At 58.6% G+C, this 21,805-nt stretch carries 24 protein-coding genes and 2 tRNA genes; 16 read left to right on the plus strand and 10 right to left on the minus strand.

Going from position 1 to position 21,805, the window contains the following annotated elements:
- Positions 1-278 precede the first annotated feature (278 nt).
- On the minus strand, positions 279-650 hold the full coding sequence (locus tag J5M56_RS08765; protein ID WP_060479915.1) for a MerR family transcriptional regulator: 372 nt from the start codon (positions 648-650) through the stop codon (positions 279-281).
- Positions 651-721: 71 nt separating this feature from the next.
- On the opposite strand from J5M56_RS08765, the gene J5M56_RS08770 reads away from it, so the two are divergent.
- From J5M56_RS08770 to J5M56_RS08780, 3 genes are all read left to right on the plus strand, one after another.
- On the plus strand, positions 722-1,786 hold the full coding sequence (locus J5M56_RS08770; protein ID WP_207936494.1) for an SDR family oxidoreductase: 1,065 nt from the start codon (positions 722-724) through the stop codon (positions 1,784-1,786).
- A gap of 77 nt (positions 1,787-1,863) precedes the next feature.
- Positions 1,864-1,948, plus strand: a tRNA-Leu gene (locus J5M56_RS08775).
- A gap of 138 nt (positions 1,949-2,086) precedes the next feature.
- Positions 2,087-2,500: a DoxX family protein gene (locus J5M56_RS08780; protein ID WP_060479917.1), complete on the plus strand. Its 414-nt coding sequence runs from the start codon at positions 2,087-2,089 to the stop codon at positions 2,498-2,500.
- A 1-nt stretch (position 2,501) separates the two neighbouring features.
- On the opposite strand, the gene J5M56_RS08785 is transcribed toward J5M56_RS08780, so the two are convergent.
- The gene (locus J5M56_RS08785; RefSeq protein ID WP_207936496.1) at positions 2,502-2,690 is read right to left on the minus strand and encodes a hypothetical protein; all 189 of its coding nucleotides are present in this window, start codon (positions 2,688-2,690) and stop codon (positions 2,502-2,504) included.
- 462 nt (positions 2,691-3,152) lie between these two features.
- On the opposite strand from J5M56_RS08785, the gene J5M56_RS08790 reads away from it, so the two are divergent.
- Both J5M56_RS08790 and J5M56_RS08795 read left to right on the plus strand, forming a co-directional pair.
- Entirely contained in the window at positions 3,153-3,827 is a 675-nt protein-coding gene (locus J5M56_RS08790; RefSeq protein ID WP_207936498.1) for a polysaccharide lyase family 7 protein, read from the plus strand.
- A 121-nt stretch (positions 3,828-3,948) separates the two neighbouring features.
- The gene (locus J5M56_RS08795) at positions 3,949-4,269 is read left to right on the plus strand and encodes a hypothetical protein (protein WP_186478053.1); all 321 of its coding nucleotides are present in this window, start codon (positions 3,949-3,951) and stop codon (positions 4,267-4,269) included.
- A 226-nt stretch (positions 4,270-4,495) separates the two neighbouring features.
- Here the strand turns inward: J5M56_RS08795 and J5M56_RS08800 are convergent, their stop codons facing one another.
- The 3 genes from J5M56_RS08800 to sohB all read right to left on the minus strand — a co-directional run bounded on the left by J5M56_RS08800 (position 4,496) and on the right by sohB (position 6,233).
- Positions 4,496-4,765 carry a hypothetical protein gene (locus J5M56_RS08800; RefSeq protein WP_155500304.1) on the minus strand — a complete coding sequence of 90 codons (270 nt, stop codon included), beginning with the start codon at positions 4,763-4,765 and terminating at the stop codon, positions 4,496-4,498.
- A gap of 221 nt (positions 4,766-4,986) precedes the next feature.
- Positions 4,987-5,060: transfer RNA gene (locus J5M56_RS08805), tRNA-Cys, on the minus strand.
- A 153-nt stretch (positions 5,061-5,213) separates the two neighbouring features.
- Complete coding sequence (gene sohB, locus J5M56_RS08810; RefSeq protein WP_060479921.1) at positions 5,214-6,233, minus strand: protease SohB; 1,020 nt, start codon at positions 6,231-6,233, stop codon at positions 5,214-5,216.
- 196 nt (positions 6,234-6,429) lie between these two features.
- Here sohB and J5M56_RS08815 point away from each other — a divergent pair, with 196 nt between their 5' ends.
- The 4 genes from J5M56_RS08815 (at position 6,430) to J5M56_RS08830 (ending at position 9,557) form a co-directional block, all read left to right on the plus strand.
- Positions 6,430-7,140, plus strand: coding sequence for a histidine phosphatase family protein (locus J5M56_RS08815; RefSeq protein WP_186478052.1), 711 nt, complete (start codon positions 6,430-6,432; stop codon positions 7,138-7,140).
- Positions 7,141-7,195: 55 nt separating this feature from the next.
- Complete coding sequence (locus J5M56_RS08820) at positions 7,196-7,513, plus strand: SCP2 sterol-binding domain-containing protein (protein ID WP_060479923.1); 318 nt, start codon at positions 7,196-7,198, stop codon at positions 7,511-7,513.
- Positions 7,514-7,698: 185 nt separating this feature from the next.
- Positions 7,699-8,766 carry a phosphotransferase family protein gene (locus J5M56_RS08825; RefSeq protein ID WP_060479924.1) on the plus strand — a complete coding sequence of 356 codons (1,068 nt, stop codon included), beginning with the start codon at positions 7,699-7,701 and terminating at the stop codon, positions 8,764-8,766.
- Between the two features lie 23 nt (positions 8,767-8,789).
- Entirely contained in the window at positions 8,790-9,557 is a 768-nt protein-coding gene (locus J5M56_RS08830) for an SDR family oxidoreductase (protein WP_207936500.1), read from the plus strand.
- Between the two features lie 51 nt (positions 9,558-9,608).
- Here the strand turns inward: J5M56_RS08830 and J5M56_RS08835 are convergent, their stop codons facing one another.
- Positions 9,609-9,959, minus strand: a complete 351-nt coding sequence (locus J5M56_RS08835) for a hypothetical protein (RefSeq protein ID WP_186478050.1) — start codon at positions 9,957-9,959, stop codon at positions 9,609-9,611.
- Between the two features lie 103 nt (positions 9,960-10,062).
- On the opposite strand from J5M56_RS08835, the gene J5M56_RS08840 reads away from it, so the two are divergent.
- From J5M56_RS08840 to J5M56_RS08860, 5 genes are all read left to right on the plus strand, one after another.
- Positions 10,063-10,356: an RcnB family protein gene (locus J5M56_RS08840; RefSeq protein WP_060479926.1), complete on the plus strand. Its 294-nt coding sequence runs from the start codon at positions 10,063-10,065 to the stop codon at positions 10,354-10,356.
- A gap of 175 nt (positions 10,357-10,531) precedes the next feature.
- Positions 10,532-10,684, plus strand: coding sequence for a hypothetical protein (locus J5M56_RS08845; RefSeq protein ID WP_155500305.1), 153 nt, complete (start codon positions 10,532-10,534; stop codon positions 10,682-10,684).
- Positions 10,685-10,752: 68 nt separating this feature from the next.
- Positions 10,753-11,145: a glycine zipper domain-containing protein gene (locus tag J5M56_RS08850; RefSeq protein WP_207936502.1), complete on the plus strand. Its 393-nt coding sequence runs from the start codon at positions 10,753-10,755 to the stop codon at positions 11,143-11,145.
- A gap of 145 nt (positions 11,146-11,290) precedes the next feature.
- Positions 11,291-13,120: an SLC13 family permease gene (locus J5M56_RS08855; RefSeq protein ID WP_207936504.1), complete on the plus strand. Its 1,830-nt coding sequence runs from the start codon at positions 11,291-11,293 to the stop codon at positions 13,118-13,120.
- A 137-nt stretch (positions 13,121-13,257) separates the two neighbouring features.
- Complete coding sequence (locus tag J5M56_RS08860; RefSeq protein WP_207936511.1) at positions 13,258-14,682, plus strand: GGDEF domain-containing protein; 1,425 nt, start codon at positions 13,258-13,260, stop codon at positions 14,680-14,682.
- A gap of 1 nt (position 14,683) precedes the next feature.
- Here J5M56_RS08860 and J5M56_RS08865 read toward each other — a convergent pair whose 3' ends face one another.
- Positions 14,684-15,442, minus strand: a complete 759-nt coding sequence (locus J5M56_RS08865) for a TSUP family transporter (RefSeq protein ID WP_060478035.1) — start codon at positions 15,440-15,442, stop codon at positions 14,684-14,686.
- A gap of 99 nt (positions 15,443-15,541) precedes the next feature.
- On the opposite strand from J5M56_RS08865, the gene J5M56_RS08870 reads away from it, so the two are divergent.
- On the plus strand, positions 15,542-16,462 hold the full coding sequence (locus J5M56_RS08870; protein WP_186478046.1) for a LysR family transcriptional regulator: 921 nt from the start codon (positions 15,542-15,544) through the stop codon (positions 16,460-16,462).
- Positions 16,463-16,578: 116 nt separating this feature from the next.
- Here the strand turns inward: J5M56_RS08870 and J5M56_RS08875 are convergent, their stop codons facing one another.
- Positions 16,579-16,773 (minus strand): hypothetical protein, encoded by a 195-nt coding sequence (locus J5M56_RS08875; RefSeq protein WP_060477972.1) that lies wholly within the window; start codon positions 16,771-16,773, stop codon positions 16,579-16,581.
- Positions 16,774-17,271: 498 nt separating this feature from the next.
- Here J5M56_RS08875 and J5M56_RS08880 point away from each other — a divergent pair, with 498 nt between their 5' ends.
- Positions 17,272-19,185 carry a tyrosine-protein phosphatase gene (locus J5M56_RS08880; protein WP_207936577.1) on the plus strand — a complete coding sequence of 638 codons (1,914 nt, stop codon included), beginning with the start codon at positions 17,272-17,274 and terminating at the stop codon, positions 19,183-19,185.
- Positions 19,186-19,216: 31 nt separating this feature from the next.
- On the opposite strand, the gene J5M56_RS08885 is transcribed toward J5M56_RS08880, so the two are convergent.
- Together J5M56_RS08885 and J5M56_RS08890 are read right to left on the minus strand one after the other, a co-directional pair.
- On the minus strand, positions 19,217-20,137 hold the full coding sequence (locus J5M56_RS08885) for an AraC family transcriptional regulator (RefSeq protein WP_207936579.1): 921 nt from the start codon (positions 20,135-20,137) through the stop codon (positions 19,217-19,219).
- A 179-nt stretch (positions 20,138-20,316) separates the two neighbouring features.
- Positions 20,317-21,687 (minus strand): oligosaccharide flippase family protein, encoded by a 1,371-nt coding sequence (locus J5M56_RS08890; RefSeq protein WP_186478044.1) that lies wholly within the window; start codon positions 21,685-21,687, stop codon positions 20,317-20,319.
- Positions 21,688-21,805 lie beyond the last annotated feature (118 nt).

Consider the following 21,805-nt stretch of genomic DNA (forward strand, 5'->3'; position numbering starts at 1 on the left):
GCACACCTGGGGAAGACAGCGCTGGTTGTATCGGCTCATCAACGGTCAGATTCAACCAGCACTGCGCTCGTTGACTGCATAGACTCAGAGACAACGAGTCAGCCCAAATCTCAATGCAGCCAAAACTGCGTCATGGCTGGATGCTCAGGAGCTAAACGGAGTCTGCTTTCATTAAGCATAGGTGGCAGGGTCTGAACTGATATAACAAGGCGTTATACCTTTGTGCATCACTCAGATCCGGCAGTCGTGGGTAAGGCATGCAGCAAGCCTAATGACACTCAACTGATCAACAAGCCATTGGCGATGGCACTGGCTTGGAGATTGATGCGCTCCGCTTCCAAGATGGCATAGGTGGCATTCAGTGCGGCGATCTTCGCCTCGATCTCGGCCATCTTGCGGCTCACCAATGCAGCTCCTTGCGCGCAGTCGATTGTTTTGCCCCGCTTTGCCGCGAGAATTGCACCGATTTCTGCCAGCGAAAAGCCGCCAGCCTGCGCACTCTGAATGAATGCCAGGTCACTTACCGCCTGATCACTGTACCTTCGGTAGTTGTTGGCCTGTCGATGAGCCACGATCAACCCGAGTTGCTCGTAATAGCGCAAAGCATGACGCCCAACGCCACTGCGTCGCTCCAGTTCACCTATGTTCATATCAAATGCCTTGACTGTAGAGCACGCTCTACACCTTAGCCTGCGCCAATCATACAAACAAGGAGTCAGGCATGGGCGTTGAATGCTTCGTTGCAGGCGGTACCGGGTTCGTTGGGCAGCATCTACTGGCAGGTCTGACCGCCAGGGGGCACAAAGCCTGGGTGTTGATGCGCCGCCCGGAGGCTATTGAACAGCTCAGGGACCAGGTTCATCGGCTGGGCGGTGACCCTGCGCTTATCGGTGCCATGCACGGTGATATCAGCCAGGAGGGGCTGGGGCTACATTCAGCAGACAGGTTGAGGGTTTCCTCAGCTTCAATCGTTTTCAACCTGGCTGCCCAATTTTCCTGGGGCCTAACCCTGGAGCGCGCTCGCGCGATCAATGTGCAAGGCGCCCTCAACGTTGCCAGGCTTGCGGCTGACATGCGCAGTCGCTTGATAATGGTGGGCGGTTTCATGCTACAAAATTTTGAGCACCTTGCCGCTATCGGGGTCGATACTGAACGTCCCGAAAATACCGACTGGCCGGCGGTGTACGACCGGGTGGGCGGCTACGAGGCAAGCAAGATCGAGTCGCACTTCACAGTTATCAGTTCTATGAAGCAACGGTGTGCCGATTACACGATCGTTCACCCCGCTACGGTCTGCGGACACAGCTGCAGCGGCCACATCACCCGTGGGCAACCACTTGCCGACCTGGTTCGCAACCTTGCCCAGGGAAGATTCAAGGCTATCCCAGGCTCGCGCAGGCACTGGCTGCCGTTGGTGAGCGTGGATTATCTGGTTGACATGATGATTGCCGTAGCCGTTGACCACACCATGGTCAATCGGGAGGTATTGGCGCTTTATGAACACACCCCCAACTTGCAGGGGATGCTCGAACGGATGGCACAGATCCTGGGAGTCAAAGCGCCTCAACATCATGTACCGATAACACTGCTCAGGTGGCTTTTAGCGTTGCCAGGCGTGGCAGCCCGCCTGACTCTCAGCGCAGAGTCGCTGAACTTCATTCAGACTCAGCGTTTCGACATGACGATCAGCAGGCAATTGGAGAGCAAGTATCAACTGAGCCATCCAGATATGAGCCAAGCGCTTGAACGGACGGTGCGCTACGTCAAAAGTCATCTGAGCGATTAAGGCCGCCGCAACGATTGCAGCTATCTAAATCGTTGATTTATGCAAGTTTTTCAGGTCTAATCCACGGCATCCGTCGTGCCTCGATGGTGAAATTGGTAGACACATCGCACTTAAAATGCGCCGCCTAACGGCGTCCCGGTTCGAGTCCGGGTCGAGGCACCATCCTAGACAGCAGGCAAGAGCCCGGCCGCTGATCCCTATATTCGTCGAAAAGGCGCCCTCGCGGCGCCTTTTTGCTGTCCGGCAGGTTTTAGCGCAGCTGCTAAAGTGGAACTTGTCTCTATTTTTCGGTACGCAACCATGCGCTATTCACTGTTGGCCGGCCAACGCGACTTATTTCTACTGCTTGCTCGCGTGCTATTGATGGTGCTTTTCGTAGTTTCAGGCTGGGCCAAGCTCACGGGCTTCGACGGCACTGTAGCCTACATGACCTCGCTGGGCGCACCCGCTCCCATGGTGGCGGCAGCGGTCGCGGTGGTGATGGAGTTCATCGTGGGAATTTTGCTGATACTGGGTTTCTATACCCGTCCGTTGGCGTTGCTGTTCGTGTTGTTCGTGCTGGGCACCGCGCTGATTGGCCATCCCTTCTGGAACATGGTCGACCCAGAGCGCGCCGCCAACATGACGCAATTTCTGAAAAACCTCAGCATCTGTGGCGGCCTGCTGGCCTTGGCAGCCAGCGGCCCAGGACGCTTCTCGATCGACGGGCGCTGATTCAGTCGTCCAAATCATCATGCCATGCTGGGTGGTCGTACTCATCGTCGTCGAGGTCATCCAGCAAGTCGCCCTCGATCTCGTCCTCGGCGCCTTGAGCATCCGCTTCTAACTCGAACTCTTCATCAAGGAATTCTCGATCAAGCAGGTGATCGTGCTCAGGCTCGTGCAAGTCGTTTTCGTCGCGCATGATGGCTCCTGGTCGTGTGGCATGCTTGTATAGGCCCATAGCCGCTGAAGGTCAATCCATCGCGGTTAATGCTGAGTTAACCGGCCTCCCTCAGTATTCAATCGCTCCCTTCAGAACGTTTATCGCCCGCCTTGCTGCGGGCTTTTTTTCCGGATGAGAAACGCCGCACACCCAGCACACGTTAAATTCACGATTCAATGACAAGTGCTGAGGCAATCTGATTGTGCTCCGTACGTTCTTTAGGCCCGCCTCTGTTTGGCGGGTTTTCTTTTTTTGAACTGTGAACCCATGCACATGCTGTATTGGTGCGGGGTATTGAAAAAGCATGATCCCGATATACTGTACATAAATACAGTATCGCCAACCTTCCCGCTGACGGTCAAACAATCCGACGGGAAGCGAATCGATGCTTGAGGCCTGGCAGGAGTCTGCCAAGCCAATCATTTATCGGCAGGAGGGATCATGACCGTAAATATCAGTAATCTAACGATTGCTACCCCGCTGGCAGCCTCCCCCACCAACCCCGTTGCCTTAGAAATTAACGGTGCAGAAGCTATCGAACGTTTTCCACGTGTAGTGAAAATGCTCGATGACGGGTCGATCCAGCTGTGGGCTCCAACCAAAGGCGCGTCCAGCAAGAGTACCCACAGAACCCGTTGTGAATGGTCCGAGACACAGAATTGGACAATCGGTAGCGCGCCTGAGCATTGGAGTCGACAGACCATGTCGCTGACCAAGGTCAATTCGGCGAAAAAGGTGGTGGTCAGCCAGATGCACGTGCGTGGAGATGACAGCCCTCCACTGAAGGTGTTCTGGAACAAAGGCAACATCACATTTGGCTTCAGACAGACTTACGACCAAACCAACCCTGTCAACAGCACCCTCCTACAGGGCGTGCCACTGGGGGCGGTGTTCGACGTTATCATCCACGCCGCCGCTACAGGCGAGGTCAAGGTGACTGCCAGATGCAACGGCACCTCCAGATCGTCGAGCGGCTTACAGCTCGATCACACGTGGGCCAATCACCTATTGGAATTTCATGGCGGGATCTACAACCAAATCGACTATTCCGAGACGACTCCCGCCGAGGATGGATCAGTTTGTATCATCAGCGCTTTGTCGCTGAGCCATGGTTGAATACCGAGCCGCCCTCTACCATCGCGGCTAGCGCAGGCATTTGGTCATTGATCCGATAACTAACCCAAACCACAAAGGTCAGCTAAAGTTTAAGTGGTACAAGCACCGTGGGGTGACGATCATGTTGAAACAAGAAGCGGATGAGGTGATCGAGCGTATTCGGGAAGATCTGAAAAGGCATGGGGTGGTGATCGGTTTCGACCCAGTGCTAACACAGCAGGGGTTTGGGTGCGATCTAGACTACCTGGAGCCTCAAGTCAGCGAGGATCCAGAGAAGCGCGTCCTGTGCATCGTCATACATGATGAAGGATTGTGGACTCAACTCAAGCAGGGCTCCGTTCATCGATGTGTCGTTAGTGAATGCAACGGTAAGATCTTTGGTGTGCCCGTCATCATTGAACCCCAGCCAGATGACTCATACACGATCCAGTACCGGTCCTGAAACTTCAATGCCAACCTGCCTGAGGGCAGGTTGCTTTGGGCAGGGAAAATCAATCAAGTGGCCCCCGCAGGTAGCGACCAGCCGGGGGCAAACTTTATGAATCACATTGAAGTTGCAAGAAGGGTTCGTTTTAAAAGCGTTGAAAATCGTAAGTGAGCGTTGAGCGCACTCCTCCTCGCGCTGTCTTGATACTACATGTCCAGCTCTCAAGACTTTTCACGAGACCCTAACGCATGCCGTATCGACTGGGCGGTTTTTTAGGTGAACTTCGGCTTGCAGGTCCGGCGTCAGGTGGGTCGATGGCGCGCCTGCGTTGCATCTCGGCATATTCGATCCAGTGAGCAAAAGCCTCGCGGTGACGACGGCAAGTTTCGTCCCAATCGATATGCTCCATCTGCTCGTAAGCGATCTGCTTCATGGTATCTGCCGCCAGATCACTCAATGCTTTGAGAGCTTGGTACGCCTGATATTGGCGCTCATGTTTATCATGACTCATGAGAAGTGATCCCCAAGCTATTGATAGTCAGTCCTATCAAACCGACCCTAAGCAGCGGGATGAAGGTTCCAGAATTGCGTTAAAAACCGATGAGCGACACCAACATTCATCGCAACAAACAAAATGCTCAATCATCATTTGATGCAGATGCGCCTTAGACATGGTTTTTTGAGCACAAAAGAAAAACCCCGCAGACGTTAATCTGCGGGGCTTTCGAATGGTGGAGGCCGAGGTCGGAATCGAACCGGCGTAGACGGATTTGCAATCCGGAGCATAACCACTTTGCTACTCGGCCTCAAAGTTCGGAGCTAGCTGCTTGCGCTTTGCTATCTCCTTGAAACACCGCGTCTTTTCAGAGCTTGCTGCGTTTCGATGGGCGCCATTATGTCTACATTCCTGCAACCTTGCAACCCCCTGAACAGAAAAAAATTTCAGCGGGTTCAAGGTGTTAGCGCAAGCGGCTGAGTTTGCTCCACAGCCCCACCAAAGCGTTCTCGATGCTGCCGCTGGCAGCCATGCCTATTCGCTCTTGCAAGCTCTTGCGCTCGGCGTAATGCAGGTGGAACAGATTGGCCGTGCGAGCGCGGTCACTGAGGTACTCGTCACTGGTCTGCAACTCATCGACCAGCTTGCGATTGAGTGCAGCAACACCCAGCCAGACCTCCCCCGTCGCCACTTCGTCGATATGCAGCTGCGGACGATAGCGGGCTACGAAATCCTTGAACAGCTGGTGAGTGACGTCGAGGTCTTCCTGGAACTTCTCCCGGCCCTTCTCGGTGTTCTCGCCAAACACAGTGAGGGTGCGCTTGTACTCGCCAGCTGTCAGCACTTCGAAATCGATGTCGTGCTTCTTCAGCAGGCGGTTGACATTGGGCAACTGCGCCACCACGCCGATCGAACCCAACACGGCGAAGGGGGCACTGACGATCTTCTCGCCAATGCAAGCCATCATGTATCCACCGCTGGCCGCGACTTTGTCGATGCACACCGTGAGCGGAATGCCGGCTTGACGGATGCGCGCCAGCTGCGAGGCTGCCAAGCCGTAACTGTGAACCAGGCCGCCCCCACTTTCGAGGCGCAGCACCACTTCATCATGCGGAGTGGCCAGAGTAAGCAGTGCGGTGATCTCGTTACGCAGGCTTTCGGTGGCCGAAGCCTTGATGTCGCCATCGAAGTCGAGCACGAACACTCGGCCCTTCTCTTGGCCTTTGCCTTTGTGCTGCTTTTTTTCCGCCTTGGCCTGCTGTTTGCGCAGCGCCTTGAGCTGCGCTTTGTCTAGCAAGCCGCTTTCCAGGCGCTCGCGCAGCTCTTTGTAGAATTCGTTTAGGCGGGTGACCTGTAGCTGCCCACCCGCCTTGCGCCGCCCCTTGCCGCGCAAACCAGCGACAGCAGAGAGCACCACCAGGATAGCGATCACCAGCGTGGCGGTTTTGGCGAGGAAGCTTGCGTATTCAGCAAGAAACTCCACATTGACTCCTTATGAACCTGCGCCAGATTGGCGCGAAACTCTTGCAAGCATACCGTTGAGCCCCTGCCATCGCCAGCTGATGGTAAACGTCAGCAACACAGTTCAAACAACCTTTTCAAACGCTTGTATGTTTTTTCGTTGACAGCCTCTCTAGCGCATCCTAACCTCGCAGCAACCTTCAACGCCGGATACACCAGTGGGCAATCTTTACCTGATCCGACACGGCCAGGCTTCCTTCGGTGCAGATGACTACGACGTCCTCTCGCCTGTGGGCGTGCGCCAGAGCCAGGCACTGGGTGAACACCTCGGCCAAGTCGGGTTGCGTCTGGATCGTTGCATTGCCGGTAGCCTGCGGCGCCAGCAGGACACCGCGCGGCATGCGGTGCAGGCGCTGAGCACCTTCGGCGGCCCAGTCCCAAACATTGAGACCGACCCGGCCTTCAATGAGTTCGACGCCGACGGCGTGATTCGTGCCCTGCTGCCAGGCCTGCTAATTGAAGAGCCACACGCCGGTGAAGTACTGCGTAATGCTGCGCAGCACCGCAGCGAGTTCCAGCGCCTATTCGCGCTCATGGTCCAGCGTTGGCACGCTGGTGATCACAGCGATGGCGAGCTGGAGACCTGGCAGGCCTTCATCGGCCGGGTCGAAGGCGGCTTGCAGCGGGTGCTAAGCACCGCAGGCAGCGGCGACAACATTGCCGTCTTCACCTCCGGTGGCACCATCGCCGCTCTGCTACACCTGATAACCCGGATCACTCCCAGCCAGGCCTTTGCGCTGAACTGGCAGATCATCAACACGTCACTGAGCCAGCTGAAGTTCCGCGGCCGTGACGTGGCACTGGCTTCCTTCAACAGCCAAGCACATGTGCTGCTGTTGAGGGCGCCGGAGCTCATCACCTACCGTTGAGCCCGGCTTGTTTGTCCCTGCGGGGATGCGAATATCACTCTATAAGGAATGCACCATGACCTCCGTAGCTGATGCCGTGAAAAAGATGCAAGAGAAGTTCAACCCGTCCGCTGCTGCCGGCCTGGACTTGGTGTACGGCTTCAACATCACTGACGAAAACAAGCACTACGCGCTGATCATCAAGGATGGCACGTGCGACCTGCAGGAAGGCGAGAACCCAGACGCCAATTGCACGCTGGTAATGGACAGCGAGACTCTCAAGGGGATCGTAAGCGGTGAAACGGACGGCATGCAGGCGTTCATGGGTGGCAAGCTGCGCGTTGAAGGCGACATGATGCTGTCGATGAAACTCAGCGAGCTGTTCCCTGCCTGAACGGGTGCTTTACTGCTCCCTATGAAAACCGAAGCCTGAGCGGCTTCGGTTTTTTTATGCCCAGCATTCGGTGCGGTGATCGCCCAGCAACACGCTGGCCTATAGGGTACATGGCACGCTTGTTCCAATGCTGCCAGGCCATTAGATTAACCAATAGTCCTTGCGCCAGAAAATAAGGAAAACGCATGACCCTCACCGATCAGTCCACCCAGGTACGTCCCGGCGAAGAAGTCGACGCAGCGGTCATAGACCCTTATTTGAAAAGCCACATTCCGGGCCTTGAGGGTACACCACGCATCAGTCAGTTTCCTGGTGGTGCGTCCAACCTCACCTATTTGGTCAGTTACCCAAGCCGTGAATTCGTACTGCGCCGCCCCCCTTTCGGCCAAAAAGCCAAATCGGCCCACGATATGGGCCGCGAGTTTCGCATCCTCAACCAACTCAACAGCGGCTTCCCTTACTGCCCCAAGGCCTATGCCCACTGCACCGACAATTCGTTGATCGGCAGTGAGTTCTACGTCATGGAGCGGGTGGAAGGCGTAATTCTGCGTTCAGACATTCCCCCGGAGCTCGGGTTGGACGCCAAACGAACCGAAGCTTTGTGCAAAAGCTTCATCGATCGCTTGGTCGAGTTGCACCAGGTGGACTATCGCGCCTGTGGTCTGCAAGACCTGGGCAAGCCGCAAGGCTATGTACAACGCCAGATCGAAGGCTGGACCAGCCGCTACGAAAAAGCCATGACTGCGGATGCGCCTCGCTGGGAAAAGGTGATCAACTGGCTCCAGGATAAAATGCCTGCCGACCACCCACGTCCAGGCATCGTGCACAACGACTACCGCTTCGACAACGTGATCCTCGACGCCAATAACCCCATGCGCATCATCGGCGTGCTCGACTGGGAAATGGCTACCCTAGGCGACCCCCTGATGGATCTGGGCAACAGCTTGGCCTACTGGATCGAAGCCGGGGACCCTGCGCCTGTGCAACTGATGCGCCGCCAACCCAGCAACGCGCCCGGCATGCTCACTCGGCGCCAGTTCGTCGATTACTACGCTGAGCGCGCCGGTATCCGCCTGGACAATTTCGATTATTACTACTGCTATGGCCTGTTCCGCCTGGCCGGTATCGTTCAGCAAATCTATTACCGCTACCACCACGGCCAGACCCAGGACAAACGCTTCGCCCAGTTCATTCACATGAACCGGCTGCTGGAGCAGATGAGCCTGCAAGTCATCGGCACATCCCCACTTTGATGCCAGACAACAAGGAAACCAGCATGCCCAAGACTTCACTGTTCGACCTCGACGGCAAGATCGCCTTCGTCTCCGGTGCCAGCCGTGGTATCGGCGAAGCCATTGCCCATTTGCTGGCTCAGCAGGGTGCCCACGTGATCGTTTCCAGTCGCAAGCTGGAGGGCTGCCAGCAGGTGGCCGACGCCATTATCGCCGCAGGCGGGAAGGCAACCCCCATCGCTTGCCACATCGGTGAAATGGATCAGATACAGCAAGTGTTTGCCGGCATTGGCGAACAGTTCGGGCGACTGGATATTCTCGTCAACAATGCTGCGACCAACCCGCAGTTCTGCAACGTGCTCGACACGGACCCTAATGCGTTTCAAAAAACCGTCGATGTGAATATTCGTGGCTATTTCTTCATGTCGGTAGAAGCCGGCAAGCTGATGCGCAAGCACGGTGGTGGCAGCATCATCAACGTGGCCTCGATCAACGGCGTTACGCCCGGCTTGTTCCAGGGCATCTACTCGGTGACCAAGGCAGCAGTGATCAACATGACCAAAGTGTTTGCCAAGGAGTGCGCGCAATTTGGCATTCGCTGCAACGCCCTGCTGCCAGGGCTGACCGACACCAAGTTCGCCTCCGCGCTGGTGAAGAACGATGCCATCCTCAACACCGCACTGCAGCAGATTCCACTCAAGCGCGTTGCGGACCCCAAGGAAATGGCCGGGGCGGTGCTGTATTTGGCCAGCGACGCCTCCAGCTATACCACCGGCACTGCGCTGAATGTCGACGGGGGTTTCCTGTCCTGATGGGCAATGGCCACGTCACGGCGACCCGCGACGTGGCCCACAGCACAAACGTCACAAGCAGGTCGCCGCCGCCGCTCGACGCTGCAAGGCCATGCTGTCATTTTTTTGCGCGAAGTAATCCACCCGCGTGCCGCCAGCCTGCGGATATACATCGACGAACGACTCAGCTTCGCGGGTATAAACAGTCAAACCGCCCTGCTTGCGCGGCTGCAGGTAGCCTCCAGCGTCATCGCCGAATACCTCCTCCTTCTGCCAACTGAACTGAATGCACTGAGCCACCAGCTCCGGCGCCTTCTGCGAATCGAGCCGAGCCACAGGTTTGCCGGCGCGCGCCGCCTCCATGGTCGCGCTCGCGCAACCGACCAATACCAGCGCCGCAGCCATCGGCAGAATTGCTCGCATGTTCCATCCTCGGGGCAAAAAAAAGAAAGCGACTCTAGCACTGCAAAGGAATTGTCCCAAGCAGGCCGCTGTCGCAGATAGTAACCGAACAAAGGAGAGCTCCATGCAATTCAAACATCTTCTACCCGCCCTGTTGATTGCCAGCTTGCCCGTAGTGAGCTTTGCTGCCCCTTCGGCAGAAGAGAGCGTCAAGGCGCCTGAAACCCACAACCGCGAACTGAAGGTCGGAGATAAAGCGCCAGACCAGTACAAGCGCGATGAAAACGCCATCACCAACTGGAAAGCCAAAGGCCTGCCCGCTCCAGAGAAAGAAAGCCACTGGGTACGCATGGGTGACCATTACGTGCTGATCCAGATCACCAATGGCGTGGTGCTGGCGATCCACCCCGCTTCCTAAGGTTGCCCAAACTCAGCCTCAACGCCGTGCAAGCATGCCTCTCATCGCTCGCACGGCATTTTTTTGCACGCCCTGGAAACCAATTGGATCGATCCCAGTCTCAGTAGGTGTCCCGTAAACCTATACAGATCAAGGACCTATAAACCGATGACCCGCTTCGCAAGCTGTTCGCTGATTGCTGCCTTTCTGCTTTTGTCAGGTTGCTATCACCACCACCATCGTGATGACGGCGGCTGGCGCGATGACGACCGCGGCCATCGCCACCATCATCGGCATGACCGCGACGATGACGATCGCCAATGGCGCGGCGGCCGTTACTGATGTTTGATCGTTTTGCCTGCCGTGGTGCCCAACATTTGCTGCATCTCCACCTGCCATTCCCTTGAGGTTCCAATCATGCGTCTGACTCTGCCTTCCATTGCCTTGGGCCTGCTGTTGTGCCAAAGCGCTTTCGCCGGTGACGGTACCAGCGCCATTGGCGGAGGCCTGGGCGGCGTTCTGGGCAACGTTGTCGGCCAGCAACTTGGCGGGCGCACCGGCGCAGCCATAGGCGCCGGTGTTGGCGGCGCTGCAGGGAGTGCTGTGGCTGCCAAGAAAAGCAATCGTACCCAAGCAGCAATAGGGGGCGGGCTCGGTTCGGCAGGCGGCTCGCTGCTGGGCAGGGCTGTCGGCGGCTCTACCGGCTCTACCGTCGGTGCGGGCCTTGGGGGTGCAGCCGGGGGAGCCCTGGGCAACCACTTGGGTGACGAGAGCGGCAGAAAAAAGCACCGCCATCACCGTCGTCACTGAATGACACCAGGAATCAGGGCCGCTAGTTGCGGCCCTTTTCATCACGCCCAATGACGCCCACCCTGCAGTACATCAACACCTCTTCACAACAAGCTGCCACACTGACTGCCTTGCGTGCCACTTGAGTGAAGGAACACCCTGCCCTATGAACCAGGAACTGCTCTGGGTCCTCGGCCTGCTGGCCATTGTCGTAACGCTCTTCATCATCAACCGCCCTCGCATGGACGTCGTTGCCCTGTTGGTGATCCTCGCCCTCCCCTTGACGGGCATCCTCACCATCGAGCAGGCCCTAGCAGGCTTCAGCGACCCCAATGTGGTACTCATTGCCGCGCTTTTCGTGATAGGCGAAGGGTTGGTGCGCACTGGCATCGCCTACCGCATTGGCGAGTGGATGAGCGAGCGGGCCGGTAACAGCGAGGCCCGCCTCTTGGTCCTGTTGATGATCTCGGTGGCTGGGCTGGGCTCGGTGATGAGCTCGACCGGTGTGGTGGCGATCTTCATCCCGGTGGTTCTGAGTATCGCCGCGCGCCTGAAGATTTCCCCTGGTCGATTGATGATGCCGCTGAGCTTTGCCGGGCTGATCAGCGGGATGCTCAGCCTCGTCGCCACACCGCCGAACGTTGTGGTGCATAGCGAGTTGATACGCCATGGCGCAGCGGGGTTCAGCTTCTTCAGTTTCACGCCGTTCGGGCTGGTAGTGTTGCTGCTGGGAATTGCCTACATGCTACTGACCCGCCACTGGCTTAATGGCGAAGTGCGCAAGGACGGTCGGGTGGAGAGCCGCCGTACGTTGCTCGACCTGGTACTCGACTACAAACTCAATGGCCGCGAACGACGCCTGCGTATCCGCCCACACTCACCCCTGATCGGCCACACGCTCGGGGAACTGGAGTTGCGAACACGCCACGGCGCCAATGTGATCGGCATCGAACGCCAACACAAGTTCACCACCCGGGTGATCGCCGCCGACTCGGCCACGGTGTTGCAACAGGGCGATGTGCTGCTACTGGACCTGTTCGCCAACCACGACAATCTGCGCAGCCTGTGCCAGACCATGCAGTTGGAGCCACTGCATTTCAAAGCGGCTTACTTCATAGATCAATCCCAAGAGCTGGGCATGGCCGAAGTGTCGCTGCCCCCAGGCTCGCAATTGATCGGCAAGACAATCCTGGGGCTAACCTTTCGCAGCCGCTACGGCCTCAACGTGGTGGGCCTGCGCCGCGAACAAGCGGCGATCGAAGCGCAGTTGGTGGAAGAGAAGTTGCGCATGGGCGACACGCTGCTGGTGGTCGGACCATGGAAGGCCGTGCGCCAGTTACAAGGCCAGCCCAAGGACTTTCTGGTGTTGAGCCTGCCCGCCGAAATCGACCAGGTGGCGCCAGCCCGCGCCCGAGCACCTTACGCCCTGCTGAGCCTGGCTGTGATGGTCGGGCTCATGGTCAGCGGCGTCGTACCCAATGTCATTGCCGCGTTGATCGGCTGTTTGCTGATGGGCGCCGGGCGATGCATCGACATGAACAGTGCCTACCGCGCCATTCATTGGCAGAGCCTGGTACTGATCGTTGGCATGCTGCCATTTGCACAGGCGCTTCAAAAAACGGGCGGCATCGACTTGGCGGTCAGTGCGCTAGTCCACCTGCTAGGCGGGGCCGGGCCGCTGGCGATGTTGGCCTGCCTTTTCTTGGTGACGGCGGTCATCGGCCTGTTCATTTCCAATACCGCCACCGCCGTGCTGATGGCGCCGGTTGCGATCAGCACGGCCACGCAATTGGGCATGTCACCTTATCCGTTCGCGATGACCGTGGCCCTGGCGGCATCGGCAGCGTTCATGACCCCCGTGTCATCGCCGGTCAACACCTTGGTGTTTGGGCCTGGCCAGTATCGCTTTGGCGACTTCGTGAAAATCGGCGTACCCTTCACGCTGTTGGTGATGCTGGTGACGGTGATCATGGTGCCCTGGTTTTTCGGCCTTTAGGTGGTCTGGCGAACGTCGATGGACAGCAGGCACCCACCTACGCCTTTTGGCACATTGACATCAAGCGCCCCAAGCCAACACACTGACACGCCAATACCCCAGGTGCTTAATGTCGCTGTCCTGGATTTCGTTTCCGCTTGTCGGTCGAGCCTATGGTTGTTCCAGCACACTTGCGCTTTCTGTCGCCCCTGGCCCTGTTCGGGCTCTCCCTCGCCCTAAGCCTGGCAGGCATTCTGGCTCGACCGATCGAATCGTTGTCGCTGTTCTGGCCGGTCAATGCAGTACTGGCTGGCGTGCTTTTGCGCTACCCACGCCTGGCCAGCCCTGTGGGCTTAGCTTTGGTATGGGTAGCGATGGTCGCGGCGGACCTTGTGTGCGGCAGTGCCTGGGGGCCAGCGCTGTGGTTCAACCTGTGCAACCTTGCAGTGATAGTAACCGTCTGGTGGTTGCTATCGCGCCCGCCACGCGCACATCGGCGAATGCGCACGCCCCATGGGGTGCTCAGTGTGTTCGGCGCCTGTGCGGCTGGCGCGGTGATGGCCGCCAGCCTTGCCTGTGTGATGGCTACGCCATGGTTTGAGCAATCACTACGAGCCACTTGGCTTGCCTGGTTCAGCGAACAGTTCTCGACTGGCGTTCTGGTGCTGCCGATCCTGCTCACCGCGCCCTCGGCCCGAGCCTTGTTACGCAGCGGCGCCAAGCCAATCCGCCTTGCTCCACTGTTATTGCTGCTGGCCTCGCTGGGATTGAGTATCGCGTTCGGCGGGCCAGGCGCCATCGCTTTTCCGATTGCCGCATTGCTCTGGTGTGCCTGGACCTACTCGCCCTTCATGGTGTCGTTGCTGACACTCACCGCAGGCAGCACACTGATCGTGGCCGTGGCGCAGAACCTCATGCACTTCAGCGTGCCGCAAAGCGAGTCAGGGGTAACTACCTTGATGTCGGCTCGCCTGGGCATTGCCATGCTGGTCCTAGGGCCGCTGGTGGTGGCCTGCGTCAGCCAGGCCAACCGCAGCTTGCTGGCGCGCCTGGCACATCAGGCGACAATCGATCACCTCACCGGCCTGCTCAGCCGCAGCGCGTTCAGCCACCGCGCCAATACCTTGCTCGACAGCCGCCAGCAGCATTCCCAATGGCTGCCGTTGACCTTGATGATGCTCGACATCGATCACTTCAAGTCGATCAACGACAGTCACGGCCACGCCGTGGGTGACCAAGCGCTACGCCTGGTCGCGCGCACGCTGCAGGATCAGCTGAACACTGATGCACTGCTGGCCCGCCTGGGGGGCGAAGAATTCGTGGTGGTGCTGCCTGGGCTGGCGCCGCAGCAGGCCATATTCACCGCCGAACGCTTACGCCGGGCGGTGCAGGACCTGCAGCTGGCCCAAGGCAATGCCCGCTTGCAGGTCACCGTCAGCATCGGCCTTGCAGGCTGCACCCCAGAGCAACCGGCGCCCACCCTGGACGAGTTGCTGGCCCGTGCCGACCAGGCGCTCTATCGTGCCAAGGCGCAGGGCCGCAACCGTGTCGAGCAGGAACAGGTGCAGCGCCAGGTGATCTGAGTCAGTTCAGCAGGTCCCAGGACAGCTTGGCGATCAACACGCACAGCAATACCAGGAACAACACCCGCACGAACCCTGCCCCTTTGCGCACAGCCAACCAGGTACCGGTCAATGCGCCGAGGATGTTGCACACTGCCATCGGCAGGGCAATGGCATACAGAACATTGCCCGAAGGCACGAAAAATACCAGAGCGGCCAGATTGGTAGCGATGTTGACGACCTTCGCCGAGGCCGAGGCGTGCAGGAAATCAAGCGCGAAGAAACGGATGAACAGGAAGATCAGGAAACTACCCGTGCCAGGCCCGAACAGGCCGTCGTAAAAACCAATCGCCCCGCCAATCACTACAGCCAGGCACTGCTCACGCCGGCCGATCTTCGCGGGCTTGTGCAGAGTGCCGAAGTCCTTCTTGCAAAACGTGTATATCGCCATCAGCACGATCAGTACCAGCACCGCAGGGCGCATCAAGCTGGGGGGCACCAGCGAAACCGTAGCCGCCCCGGCGAACGACATAACGAAGGCACTCAGCGCCGCTGGCACGATCAGGCCCCAGTCCAAGGTCACCTTGCGGATGAATGAGCGTGCGGCGAAGGCCGTACCGCACACCGAAGCCAGCTTGTTGCTACCCAGCAAAGCTGCAGGTTGCGCTGAGGGCAGTACGTTGAACAGCGCCGGAATCTGTATCAACCCGCCACCCCCGACGGCAGCATCGATCAGTCCGGCCGCGAACGCGAACAAGGAAAGTACGGCGATATCCATGATGATACGGTTCCTGGCAGTGAAAGCAGGCTGCAAGGCTAACCAAAACGGCGTCCCTGTGTTGAAATGCCATGTTGCGAAAACTGCAATCAGGAGCCCTCAATGGCATTGGACATGCTGCGCGAAATCCAGGCGTTCGTCAGTGTCGCGCACAAGCGTAGTTTCGTTGCAGCCGCACGTGCCTTAGGCCGCTCACCCAGCGCGGTGACTCGCGCTGTGCAAACCCTGGAGGATAACAGCGGGTGTAAGCTGCTCAACCGCAACGCTAGCGCCGTTACCCTCACCGAAGCCGGGGAGCGGTTACTGCCCCACGCAGAGCGCTTGCTGGATGTGCAACGCGACGCCGCAGAGGAATTGGCCGCCCTTAGCGGCAGCGCCGAGGGCTGGGTGCGCTTCGCCGCGCCCCAACTGCTGGGGGAGCACGTGTTGCCTGGCGTACTGGCCCGGTTCAGCCAGCGGCATCCGCGAGTGACCCTCGATGTGCACTACAGCGATGCTGCAATGGACCCGTTACAGGGCAAGTTAGACTTCGTGATCCGTGGCGCCTTCCCCCAATCGAGCGAACTGGTTGGCTACCCGTTATGGCGATACCGCCGCCATCTGTATGCCAGCCCCACCTATGTCGCGCGTGCTGGCATGCCCGAGCAACCGGAACAGTTGCAGGCGCACGCTTTGATCTTGCATACCGCACCACGCATCCTCAAAGCCTGGCACTTTTGCCGCGATGACCAGATCATCAGCCTGCGCCCTCACCCGCGTCTGCGTTTGGGGTCCGGTGACGCGGTCTACCACAGCGCATTGGCCGGCGCCGGCATTGCACGCCTGGCAGACTGGGTGGCAGAAAACCAGGTCAAAGCTGGCCGCCTGGTGCGGGTATGCCCGGATTACCGGCTGACCTCAAGCACCGGACAGGACCCGCAGATGCACGCCGTTTATCCTTCGGGCGAGTTGCCCGCCCGAGTGCGCGAACTGCTGCATGCCTTACGCAAAGCTGGGGAAGGTGCCCCCGATCGAAAGGATTAAGCGCTGTTCAAATTCTGCTCAATTTAACAGAGGCCTGAGGAAATCTGGCTTTCAGAATGTTATCCACAGACCTACCCACGTTTTTTGTGGACAGATTTACTCGCGCAATGAAGGACTTATCGCACGTGTAACAGGGCAGCATTCGCCGCCTTAACCATCTCGATCCATTCCTGCGCGCTGATCATCCCAGTGCGCTCCAGAGCCTCGGCACACCGCAGTGCCTGATCGTACTGATCTTCATCGAGGAAACCTTCGCTCAGATAACGGCTGCGCCACTCCAGCATTGGCGAAGTGGTTTTTTTGCATTCCATCGATGTTCTGACTCCCGAGGCAAAATACCAGGTCGCGACCGCGACCCATTCTGACGCAGCGCAGACTACACGAGGCTTTTGCAGGAGAGAACGGTATCCACCTACCATTAGTCAGCTTGGGAGGTGCTTGGCCCATCAATGCAGGTTAGATGGGCCGGCGGGGCTGAGCGGCTTAGCCGGGCGGGATGGTACCGAGCAAACCAACCAGCAGGGTCAGCAACAGAAAGCCACTTAGAAATAGCGCAAGCTTGCCCATTTGAACCTCTTCAGTGTGGTGGAGCAGATGAAACTATTGTCTGCTCCAGGCTGATACGGTTACAGATGCAGGTTACTTGAAAAAAAGCAGATCAGATGTTCCTAGGCCTGATCCTGGCAGACAGATCGCGAGCCTATAGGCCAGAACGCGCAGCCATCGAGGCTGCACAGCAACTTGTCACATTGAGCTTCATCTCGCCCACCCACAGTAGCCCGCTCAACCATCCCACTGAGGCTACTATCGTGTTGCAACGCCTGTTCTGCCCGTTTTCACTGCTGACCCTGGCCGTTTCCGCCGCCCATGCCGCCAGCCCGCTGGATACACCCCGCCTGGTCGGCATGGACAATTTTCGAGACATAGCCGGCGGCACCAGCGCCTACGCCACAAGCCACGACGGCACCCTGCGTGACGCGGTGTTCTATCGCTCCAACGCCCTGACCCCAACAGCTGACGACCTCGCCACGCTCGACGGCTTGAGCATCGAGCATGTCTTCGATCTGCGCACACCCAGTGAAATCGCCAGCACACCCGACACCCTGCCTGCCGGCGCGAGCTACACCAACATCGATATCATCGGCAACACCAGTTCCGGCTCGAATATCGTCGACATGTCGTTCACCAGCGCTGCCCAGGCGCTGGCCATGATGCAGCAGACCAACCGCGCCTTCGTCAACGACGCCGGTATGCGCCGGCAATTCAGCGTGCTGTTCAACGAGCTGGCCAGCGCCGAGGGTGCCACGCTGTTTCACTGCACCGCTGGCAAGGACCGCACTGGGTGGGCCGCCGCCGTGCTGCTGAGCATCGCCGGTGTCGACGACGCAACCATCATGAGCAACTACCTGGCAACAAACGACTACACCGCTGAACGTGTGAAAGCGACACTGGCCAGTATGCCGTCAGGCATGGCCCAGATTTACGCACCGCTGTTGGGGGTCGAGGCAAGCTACCTGCAAGCGGGCCTCGATGAGGTCGCAAATACCTACGCCAGCATGGACAACTACTTGAAACAGGGCCTGGGGCTGTCGCAAGCAACCATCTATGTGCTGCGAGGCAAGATGGTGCGCTACAGCATGCTGCCAGGCGAAGCCGGCCTGAGGGGCAACGCCGCCGCCGGCGCGCAACTGCTGCGTCAGTTGCAGGACAGCTCGTTGTCAGGTACCTACAGCGCCTACAACTATTACCTGCAGTCCGCGATCGATGCGGGAACACTGGGCGGCGTCGAATCGTCGGTAGGGGGTCAAGTGCATGCCGATGCCGCCAGCTACCTGCTGCGCCAGGGCTCTATGATTGAGCGAGCCGCCGCGCCCTTTACCGACGCCAGCGACCTCAAGATTGGCCAGTCGCGCCTTTGGAGTACTGCGCTGGTTGGCTACCTGGGCACCGAGCGTTCAGCCCAAGCTGCCAGCAGCAACGAACACAGCCGAGGTACAATGATTGGCATGACTCAGCGCTTTTCCGAGCAGCTTGGGGGCCATGCCGGTTTTGGCTACAGCCAGGGGACCATCGGTTCTGCCGGCGGCGAGGCTGACAGCGATCTGACATTTGTTAGCCTGGGTGCGCGCTTTGCACCCAATGGCTTGGATCACGGTCTGTTCATCGATGCCGATGCCAGCGCTGGCTGGCTCGATTACACGAGTAAACGCGAGATTGGTGGCGGCCTGGGGACGGCCAAGGGCAACACCCACGGCACGCTAACGGGCGCCAGCCTGGCACTGGGGTATCGCCTGCCGTTTGGCGGCCTTGTTCTGGAACCAAGCCTTGGCCTACAGGGCAGCCGCTTGCAGCTCAACGGATTTGCCGAGCGAGGCAGCGACCTTGCCATGCAGGTGAACGACGTGAAGCAAACCAGCAGCACCGCCGTCACCCGCCTCAAAGCGTCCTTTGCACCAATGGCCCTGGAAGGCTGGCAGTTACTGCCAGGGGTGGAGTTAGGTTACGCGCATGCCTTGGGCGGCCACAAGCTCGAAAGCGAAAGCCGTTTGCAGGGCCTGGCGGTCGCACAGCGGGCGGCCTTTGCCAACCGCGATCAATTCACTGGCGCGCTCGAGCTGGTAGCGAAACAAGGCGCGATGAGCATCGGGGCAGATATTGCCGCCATAGGCGGCGGGAACAGCCGAGGTGTCAGTGGCAACCTAAAAGCCAGTTACGCCTTCTGACGCTTGAACGGGGCCACGGTGTGGCCCCAGCCTAGCGGCGCCGAACCATTGCCGGCGTGACACCGAATGCCTGCTGGAAGTATCGGGCAAACCGTCCGGCATTGCTGAAGCCATGTTGCAGAGCAACCTGCGCCACCGACCCACCCTCGCCACGTGCCAGCACTTCACGCGCCTGCTCCAGCCGCACCTGACGCTGAAACGCTATGATCGAAACGCCGGCAAAACGCCGAAAGCCATCCTGCAGAGCTCGCAGGCTGACATTGGCCAGTGTCGCCAATTCACTGCCGCTAAGCTGTTGAGCGGGGTGCTCGCGCAGGTAAGCCATTGCCCGTTTCACATGCCGAGGCGCGATCGCCGGCACAGGCCTGCTCATCGCCTGGCTGTAGTTGTGCGGCCAGGTTTCGAGCAACGCATCGACCAACATTTCTTTCAAGCGCGCCGGTAGCAGCACACCAGTGTTGATCAAAGGGTCGAACTGCGTTCCGGTGGCGAACGACAGCAATGCACTGACGCCTTTAAACGCCGGCTTGTTCAGTTCTACCTGATCTGCGAAACGAATCGGGGTGGGCAGAGGCCGATCAAGCAGCGTCGACAGGCGCTGAGTCACTGCGCTGCGACAAATCGACAAACCGCAGTGAGCGTGGCCTTCGCCGATGCGTATTGAGCGAATGTCCAGCTTGTCCACTGCCAGGCCCACCTGACCCGTGCCAATCGATTGGCTCCGGTGATCGAAGATGATCTTGCCCGCTGTGGGTAGCACGAAGGTTATTTCGTCCTGAGGCGCCGGCAACCTGATGGTGAAGTCACCTTTGTACTGCATGCGCCGCACACTCAAGCCATCGAACCGCCCGTAGACGCCAGCGATGCAGATGCCTTCGCCCAGCGGTTGCATTTCGGCGTAGAGGTTCCCGTAGAGCCGCATGAATAGCGCGGCGAACTCATCGCTGGACATGTCACTGGAGCGCAGCAGAAACGGCTTGCCAGTTGCGCCGAAATTCACAGGGCCGCCTACCTTATGCCAGTTGAAAGGAGCGACACCTTAGCAACCGCTTATGAACACCGCGTGACGGCCCGCGGCGATTAAACAGGCCCTTGGCGCCTACCCGCTCACCGCGCCTGCAAGCCGCCCGCTCAGGCGAGCAGCTGGCTGATCAACTGGCCGAACAAGGCACCCACCAGCATGACAGGCAGCACCGCCAATTCACGCTTGATACTCAACATGCCCAATTGGTGGCTGACCTTGAAGATCAAAAACAGCGTGAAGAAGGTATGCAGCGCCACCCCCCAGAGCGCGTAATTCACCCCACCGATGGCCAACAACAACGGCATCAGGGTGAACAACGCTACCAGCCGAATGATATTGTCCATTGCCAAGTATTTGGTCAGCCCCAATGCCAGCCATATCTGGTGGGTGAGGCCGTAGCGCAGGGTGAATAGCGACAATGACAGTACAGCCATCATATGCCCTGCATCGTGATACCGATCGTCATACAGCCAATGGATGATCAGTGGGCTGGCAGTGAACAAGAAGCCGCAGGTGAACAGCGTCAGTACATCGAACATCAGCCGGAAGCGAAAATACAGGCGACGCAGGCGGTCCATGTCGCCACTGCGAGCCGCTTCGCTGAAGGCCGGCAACACCACTGCACCGGCCAGCCGCTGCAGGCTGAGCTGAAAGGCTCCGAGAATGCTTACGGCAATCGAGTAGACCCCTAGCTGCGCCACCGTCATGCTGCCACCGAACCAGATCCGGTCACCTTGCATGGCCAGTACGCCGACAGCGGACGATAGAAATACCCAACGGCCGTAATTGACGATCTCACGCAGTGCTGCAGGGTCCCATTGCGGGCGGTCTTTGTGCCCCGGAAAAATCCAATGGCTCAGTACCGTGGTCACCAAGGTGGAAACCAGGCCGGCAGCCACCAGCGCCCAGATGGAGCGCGTCAGATAGCCGATGATCAGCATCACCAGCAGGCCGGCAATTTGCGATACAAGGTCGACCAGGACCACTTTCTTCTGCTGGAAGGCGCGGATGGCCACATCGATCTTGGTCGACTGGAAGGCGAAGATGATTGCGAAAAAGCCAGTAACGGCCAACACCCCAGGCAACTGCGGGTCGGCGTAGGTCGAGTGCTCCGGCCACATTTGGTAGAGCTGAGAAACCCAGCACGCTACCGCCACCAGTTGCATCACCACAAACAAACCCAGGCCGCGAATGATCTGCAGCGACCAGATGGTATTGAGGAACAGCGGGTCGTCACCGCGCGGGCTCTGAATGATGTTTTGCTTCAGGCCTACGTCCGACAGCAGCAACAAGACCACCGAAACCGTAGTGGCAATGGCCATGATGCCGAACATTTCTGGCAGCAACATGCGGGTGATGATCAGGTTGCCGCCCAGGCGAATCACCTGAGAGGCGACAATGGAGCCGATATTCAACGCCCCGGCCAACAACACGCGTTTGCGAAGGCTTTGCGAGGACGACAGATCGATCGTAGACATGGCACCCACTGACCTGGTTTTAAGAAGTCACTATAGTCTCAATTCGCCATGTTGCTGATGGCCTCACCCAGTCACCGACACTCAAGCGGCACCTGCGCCCCCCGAGCATCATCGCCGC

Origin of the sequence: Pseudomonas sp. 51_B (assembly GCF_017491595.1) — a bacterium.
GTDB classification, from domain to species: Bacteria; Pseudomonadota; Gammaproteobacteria; order Pseudomonadales; family Pseudomonadaceae; genus Aquipseudomonas; species Aquipseudomonas promysalinigenes.

Bases quoted from the DNA above. Each gene is read 5' to 3' on its own strand.
- J5M56_RS08765 (WP_060479915.1), bottom strand. From the start codon at position 650: ATGAACATAGGTGAACTGGAGCGACGCAGTGGCGTTGGGCGTCATGCT.
- J5M56_RS08770 (WP_207936494.1), top strand. From the start codon at position 722: ATGGGCGTTGAATGCTTCGTTGCAGGCGGTACCGGGTTCGTTGGGCAG.
- J5M56_RS08780 (WP_060479917.1), top strand. From the start codon at position 2,087: ATGCGCTATTCACTGTTGGCCGGCCAACGCGACTTATTTCTACTGCTT.
- J5M56_RS08785 (WP_207936496.1), bottom strand. From the start codon at position 2,690: ATGCGCGACGAAAACGACTTGCACGAGCCTGAGCACGATCACCTGCTT.
- J5M56_RS08790 (WP_207936498.1), top strand. From the start codon at position 3,153: ATGACCGTAAATATCAGTAATCTAACGATTGCTACCCCGCTGGCAGCC.
- J5M56_RS08795 (WP_186478053.1), top strand. From the start codon at position 3,949: ATGTTGAAACAAGAAGCGGATGAGGTGATCGAGCGTATTCGGGAAGAT.
- J5M56_RS08800 (WP_155500304.1), bottom strand. From the start codon at position 4,765: ATGAGTCATGATAAACATGAGCGCCAATATCAGGCGTACCAAGCTCTC.
- J5M56_RS08820 (WP_060479923.1), top strand. From the start codon at position 7,196: ATGACCTCCGTAGCTGATGCCGTGAAAAAGATGCAAGAGAAGTTCAAC.
- J5M56_RS08825 (WP_060479924.1), top strand. From the start codon at position 7,699: ATGACCCTCACCGATCAGTCCACCCAGGTACGTCCCGGCGAAGAAGTC.
- J5M56_RS08830 (WP_207936500.1), top strand. From the start codon at position 8,790: ATGCCCAAGACTTCACTGTTCGACCTCGACGGCAAGATCGCCTTCGTC.
- J5M56_RS08835 (WP_186478050.1), bottom strand. From the start codon at position 9,959: ATGCGAGCAATTCTGCCGATGGCTGCGGCGCTGGTATTGGTCGGTTGC.
- J5M56_RS08840 (WP_060479926.1), top strand. From the start codon at position 10,063: ATGCAATTCAAACATCTTCTACCCGCCCTGTTGATTGCCAGCTTGCCC.
- J5M56_RS08850 (WP_207936502.1), top strand. From the start codon at position 10,753: ATGCGTCTGACTCTGCCTTCCATTGCCTTGGGCCTGCTGTTGTGCCAA.
- J5M56_RS08855 (WP_207936504.1), top strand. From the start codon at position 11,291: ATGAACCAGGAACTGCTCTGGGTCCTCGGCCTGCTGGCCATTGTCGTA.
- J5M56_RS08870 (WP_186478046.1), top strand. From the start codon at position 15,542: ATGGCATTGGACATGCTGCGCGAAATCCAGGCGTTCGTCAGTGTCGCG.
- J5M56_RS08875 (WP_060477972.1), bottom strand. From the start codon at position 16,773: ATGGAATGCAAAAAAACCACTTCGCCAATGCTGGAGTGGCGCAGCCGT.
- J5M56_RS08885 (WP_207936579.1), bottom strand. From the start codon at position 20,137: ATGTCCAGCGATGAGTTCGCCGCGCTATTCATGCGGCTCTACGGGAAC.
- J5M56_RS08890 (WP_186478044.1), bottom strand. From the start codon at position 21,687: ATGTCTACGATCGATCTGTCGTCCTCGCAAAGCCTTCGCAAACGCGTG.